Origin of the sequence: Borrelia hispanica CRI, assembly GCF_000500065.1 — a bacterium.
Classification (GTDB): Bacteria; Spirochaetota; Spirochaetia; order Borreliales; family Borreliaceae; genus Borrelia; species Borrelia hispanica.
Genome location: NZ_AYOU01000076.1, coordinates 1 through 4,524, shown reverse-complemented (window position 1 = coordinate 4,524; position 4,524 = coordinate 1). Strand labels below are relative to the sequence as shown.

Below are 4,524 nucleotides of genomic sequence, written 5' to 3'. Positions count from 1 at the left end.
CCAACAAGATTATCTCCTCTACCTACTCGTTTGAAGTAATTATATTTGTCTATTCCATTAGCATATTTGTTTTTGTGTAAAATTTGTATATTATCAGAATAAATACGTAGAAACTCAGCAAATCCTAAATTTTCTAATGCTTTTCCTTTTTTAATATGCAAATTATCTTTATATGGAACTTCTTTCCCAAAAAATTTAAGTACTCTACTTACAATTAATTCAGAAGCAGCATCAGAACCAAGAAATATACTCCCAACTTCACTAGCACCAAATCTTGTTAATGCTTCACGTTGAATAGAAAAATCTACTTTACTATTAAACTTGAAATATTCATTCTTTTTGATACCAGGTAATTTACGTCCTATTTTGCTCATTTTACTTACATTAGTTTGTTTATTATTATCAGAATCTACGGTTGGAACAAAAGATTCTAAACCTTTAATAACTTGTTGGGTGTATAAATCTTGCTGTCTCATCTTTTTTACTCCATTATTAATTTTTGTAATATTATTTTCATTTTTCATAAAAAAACTCCTATACTATAAATTTATAAAAATCAATATATATCAAAAACTATTTTTATCAACTTTTTGCTATAATATTTATAATATTTTTTACAAAAAAATATTTTTATTAAGAATAGGTTTACTTTTTAATAAGAATTACGTTATCATGGACTTATATGTTCATACTACAGGAGAAAATAAATGATAAGCAAAAAAAAGCCCATCAATAAATACCAACACAAATTAATCGTTTTAATATCAACATTAAATTTTGTAAATTCTAAGTTTAAAAAATATAATCAAAATAAAATACTCTATTACTTTAATAATAACTTAAACAACAATGGTCAAAAAAAAGCTACACTCAAAACTCTACAAAATTATTTATACAAACTAGAAAAAGAATTTCAAGTAACTAGTAACTATTACAGACATTTAGGAGAAAATTGCGGTACCGAAATTCACTATAAACTTAGATTTTCTAAAAAAGTATGTCACTATAAAATCAATAAACATTTTAAAGACAAAAAAGAAGAAAGATTTCAACAACGTGCTAACTTATATCATCAACAAACATGCACTAATAATGGGAGTCTAAAGAAAAATGGGAGTGTAGAAAAATGGGAGTGTATTAATAATAATAGTAATAATAAGAATAATAATAAGAAGAAGAAAGAGGTAGAAAAAACAGAAAGAGAAAAGGCACAACTAGAGAAGTACATAAAGAAGTGTGAATTCAAAGATGATAAATATCTCTCAATTTTAAATTTAGAAACAACAAAAGAAATTAAAATAAAGAAGCTAATAGCATTGAAGAAAGAAGAGAATAGAAAAGAAAGGGAACAGAATAAAAGCAAGAAATTAGAAGAAAAACAAAAGGAACTAGAAAAGATACTAGGAGAGACAAAAGAAGGATTAAAAAAAGAAGGATATAATGAGAAGCAATTAGAAACAGAGATACAAAAAGCGTATGAAAAGTATAAAGACAAGCCGCATTTTATCGTAGAGAGTGGTAAATACGGTGATTTAGGACAGATAGTAAAGAGGATTAAGAAAACAGTTGAACGAGAGAAAAAAGGTCGAAAAGAAGACCAACAGCAGATTAGAAATAATATATTTAGTATACTGCTAGATCAGTTGAAGAACAAAGTAGAGGTTAAAGTTTTAGCGCCAATATTGAAAAATTATTTAAATAAGCAAGTTGATTTGAAATATAGCCAAGTATTTAATAATCATTATTACTATGAAATTTTAGAGATGGTGGAAGGGAAAGAGCATTTAAGAATAGAGGGGTATGAAAAGATTGTTGACTAAGGATTTGTTGTGGATAATATATTGGAACATTTTGAAAATAAAGAATCAGATATTAAGAGAAAAACAAAAAAGAAACTATTTATTCAGATAGAAAGTGTTAAAGAGAGAAAAATATATCATACAAAATTGATGATGGATTTATATTTGTTTGGAATTGATAGAAGACAGAAACATAAATTTTTCATTGCGTTTAGAGGATTATTTAATCAAGAAAAAATAGAACTTTTTAGTTTATTTGCTTTGAGAGACAATGATGAATTTTTAGGAATATTTTATGGATATAGGAAACCAATACAAAATCTTGTAACTAGATATGAAGAAAATGGTGTTATGAAAGCATATACGTTTTCAAGAGTATGTTATATAGAGTTTAGATTTAAAAAAGGAAGTATTTATTGTTATATTAAAGGTATTTCTTGTTTACTTAAAAAAGAAAAGTCAAACACAAAATATTATAAATCTTTAATTGATAGAATTACAGATTTAGAGAAGCAAGTATATGAATTTTATAATAAAACCTTATCGGACGGGGGTCTTATAGACAAATGGATAAAAAAAAACCAAAGGTAATTACTATAGCATCCATTAAAGGTGGTGTTGGTAAAAGTGTTATGGCAATTGTATTTAGTTATATATTAGAAGATATGAATAAAAAAGTTCTGTTAATTGATTTAGATCCTCAAAATAGTATTACTAGTTATTTTATTAAGTATATAAATAATATAGAAGAATTCAATGTATATTCTTTATTAAAAGAGGAATATGATTACAACTTTGATAAATACTTAAGCGTTATAAGTCATAATATGTATCTTATTGCATCTCATCCAATGTTAGGAAATTTTGAACAAGAATCAATTGAATATAAAGAGCTATTGTTGGAGTTTTGTTTAAGGGAAAACTTAGCAAATTATGATTTCGATTATGTAATAATTGATACTGCTCCTAATTCAAAAGTGCTGTTATATAATGCTCTTAATATAACAGATATTCTTGTAGTTCCTATTGAAACTGAAAGATGGTCAGTTGAAACATTTCCACAGATTTTAAAATCGGTAAAAAAAACAGAAATTATTAAAAATAGAAAAATAGAAATATCAATTATAAAAAATAAATTTATTAAAAATAGAAATACTCTTAGAGATATTGAAGTTCTTTTAAATGAAAATTATAGGGATTTAGTTAAAGGAAAAGTTCATTTTTCTAATGGAATAAGGGTATTTATTAATGAATTACTTGTGCCAGATAAAAGTGAAAAGTATTATAAAGAAATAAAAGATGCTTTGAATAACATAATAACGTACAAATAAGTACACCGGGTGTATTTATTTGTACGTTATTATAAAGGAGGATTTATGGTAAAAAAAGAAATCATTTTAAATGACAGAGATCAAAATATAAGTAATAAGGAAAGTAAAATAAGATATGAATCTTATAAAAATCAATTGAGAGCGATATTATTAAATGAGGTTGAAGATAGAATTAAGATAATGAAAATTTTATATGAAATCAAAGAAGGTTCTTTGTATAAACTTGATGGGTATAAAAATTTTAATAAATTTTTGGAAGATTTTGTGATAGCAAGAACCCAAGCTTTTAAGTATTTAAAAATTTATAAAGAAATATTAAAAGGAACATTGGATATAGAAGAGCTTAAGAGAGAAGGAATAAAAGGAGTTTTAAGAAAGATTAAAGTATCTCAAAAATCAAAAGAAAATCCAATCAAACCGTTAAGATTTCAACTTAAAAGTCAAGAAAGTTATTCTTTTTATAAGCAAAATGCTAAATTTACTAGTTTTTTGATGGATGAGTTATTTAAGTGTAAGAAAGATTTATTGGCAGAATTTATGAAAAAGTTTAAAGATTTAAAAGGTATTTAAAATAGATTAGGTGTTAAAAGGTAATATATTTGTTGAACTGTTTAAGGTAGTGATTGATTTTACTTTAATTTTATTGTATCCTGATTATCACTAGTAGTGCTATCATTTTAGAACTACCTGTACTATGATCATTTCATGTAGCTTTTAGAGCTTAATTAAATATTCTAACTCAAAGAACATTTAATTAAGCTCTAAATCTTTACTTTTCTAAAGTTTTATAAATTGATATTTTATTGTTTTTTTAAAAAATATATTTTTTGCATACTCAATATAGATTGACAAAAATTAATTTTTATTATATTATTATTTTTGTAAATTCATAATACAGGAGTGTTTATAATGCAAAATATAAATAATGTTACAAAAACAAATATGCAAGAAATTGCAATTAATAACAAAAATACAACAATGAATCAAAAGAGAATAAACTTTTTAAATAACCTTAAAACTTTGAGGATGAGTTTGGATGGCGTGAATAAAAATCTTAATGGATATGGGTATAAGTATCAAGATTTTAATGAAATAGTAAGGGAAGTTAAGAATGTTATTAAGGAAAATAATCTAGATATTGATTTTGTACAAGTTCCAACTTGTAAAGTTATAGGCAATAATACAATCAGTGTTGTTACAACAACATTTTATAATTCTAGTGGGTATGAATATTCATTTGATACACCTCTATATATAGAGGAATTAAAGTCTATTGGAATTAAAAGTCAAAATACGTGGTCTCAGCTTGTGGGGTCTGCAATAACTTATTTCAAACGTTATGCACTAGTTGCATATTTGTCAATAGAAAGTGAAGTTGATACTGATGCTAGTAA

Annotated in this window: 5 protein-coding genes and 1 pseudogene; 5 read left to right on the top strand and 1 reads right to left on the bottom strand. The window is 24.6% G+C overall.

Annotation, left to right across the window (positions count from 1 at the left end; all coding sequences use genetic code 11):
* A pseudogene (locus U880_RS0101940) lies at nt 1-524 on the bottom strand (DUF244 domain-containing protein); the annotation flags it as partial.
* 183 nt (nt 525-707) lie between these two features.
* On the opposite strand from U880_RS0101940, the gene U880_RS0101935 reads away from it, so the two are divergent.
* From U880_RS0101935 to U880_RS0101915, 5 genes are all read left to right on the top strand, one after another.
* On the top strand, nt 708-1,820 hold the full coding sequence (locus tag U880_RS0101935; RefSeq protein ID WP_024654549.1) for a plasmid maintenance protein: 1,113 nt from the start codon (nt 708-710) through the stop codon (nt 1,818-1,820).
* 9 nt (nt 1,821-1,829) lie between these two features.
* A complete protein-coding gene (locus tag U880_RS0101930) occupies nt 1,830-2,390 on the top strand; it encodes a DUF226 domain-containing protein (RefSeq protein WP_024654548.1) in 561 nt (186 codons plus the stop codon).
* Nucleotides 2,366-3,130, top strand: coding sequence for a ParA family protein (locus U880_RS0101925; RefSeq protein ID WP_024654547.1), 765 nt, complete (start codon nt 2,366-2,368; stop codon nt 3,128-3,130). Before U880_RS0101930 ends, U880_RS0101925 begins: the two co-directional genes overlap by 25 nt.
* Nucleotides 3,131-3,175: 45 nt before the next feature.
* Nucleotides 3,176-3,700, top strand: coding sequence for a chromosome replication/partitioning protein (locus U880_RS0101920; protein WP_024654546.1), 525 nt, complete (start codon nt 3,176-3,178; stop codon nt 3,698-3,700).
* Nucleotides 3,701-4,039: 339 nt separating this feature from the next.
* A partial coding sequence (locus U880_RS0101915; protein WP_235047982.1) for an ERF family protein occupies nt 4,040-4,524 on the top strand: 485 nt, incomplete at its 3' end.

What these genes read in the sequence shown, in the direction of transcription:
- U880_RS0101920 (WP_024654546.1), top strand. Translation starts at nt 3,176, where the DNA reads ATGGTAAAAAAAGAAATCATTTTAAATGACAGAGATCAAAATATAAGT.
- U880_RS0101935 (WP_024654549.1), top strand. Translation starts at nt 708, where the DNA reads ATGATAAGCAAAAAAAAGCCCATCAATAAATACCAACACAAATTAATC.
- U880_RS0101925 (WP_024654547.1), top strand. Translation starts at nt 2,366, where the DNA reads ATGGATAAAAAAAAACCAAAGGTAATTACTATAGCATCCATTAAAGGT.